The sequence below is a fragment of the Mesorhizobium sp. M7D.F.Ca.US.004.03.1.1 genome (assembly GCF_003998635.1).
In the GTDB taxonomy this organism is placed as follows: domain Bacteria; phylum Pseudomonadota; class Alphaproteobacteria; order Rhizobiales; family Rhizobiaceae; genus Mesorhizobium; species Mesorhizobium loti.
In genome coordinates this window covers 1-515 of sequence record NZ_RZQG01001731.1, presented here as the reverse complement: position 1 = coordinate 515, position 515 = coordinate 1, and the positions used below count along the sequence as shown (strand labels likewise).

General features: G+C 63.9%; 1 protein-coding gene. It reads left to right on the top strand.

Features of this window, described 5'->3' with window-relative positions; genetic code table 11:
• On the top strand, nucleotides 1-447 hold a 447-nt coding region (locus EN935_RS39750), incomplete at its 5' end, for an extensin family protein (RefSeq protein ID WP_206534729.1).
• Between the last annotated feature and the right edge of the window lie 68 nt (nucleotides 448-515).

The window sequence follows — 515 nt, the reverse complement described above, 5'->3', positions numbered from 1 at the left end:
ATCCCCTATCCCCTGGTGTTGAAGACACTCGGCAAGTCGATCGCGATTGCCCCCGGCACCGAACTCAACTGCCCGATGGCCGAGGCGGCGGCCCGTTTTGCCGCCGATGTGATCCAGCCGGCGGCGAAAGTCGAATTCGGCGCAGACCTGAAATCGATCAGCCAGGCATCGGCCTTTGTCTGCCGGCCACGTCATGGCACCCGGAAACTGTCGGAGCACGCCTTCGGCAACGCGCTCGACATCGCCAGTTTCACGCTATCGGATGGCAAAAAGATCGAGGTCGGCCCTGCCCCGCCCGAGAAGGACGGCAAATTCCTCAACGCCGTGCGCAAGGCCGCCTGCGGACCCTTCAACACCGTGCTCGGCCCAGGCGCCGACGCCGATCATTCCTTGCATTTCCATCTTGATCTCGAACCGCGCCGGCACGGCGGGACGTTCTGCCAGTGAAGATGGTTGGCCGGGGCCGCGTGCCGCAATTCGGCCGCAGGCATGAACGCGGGCACTGAGTTTTCCTT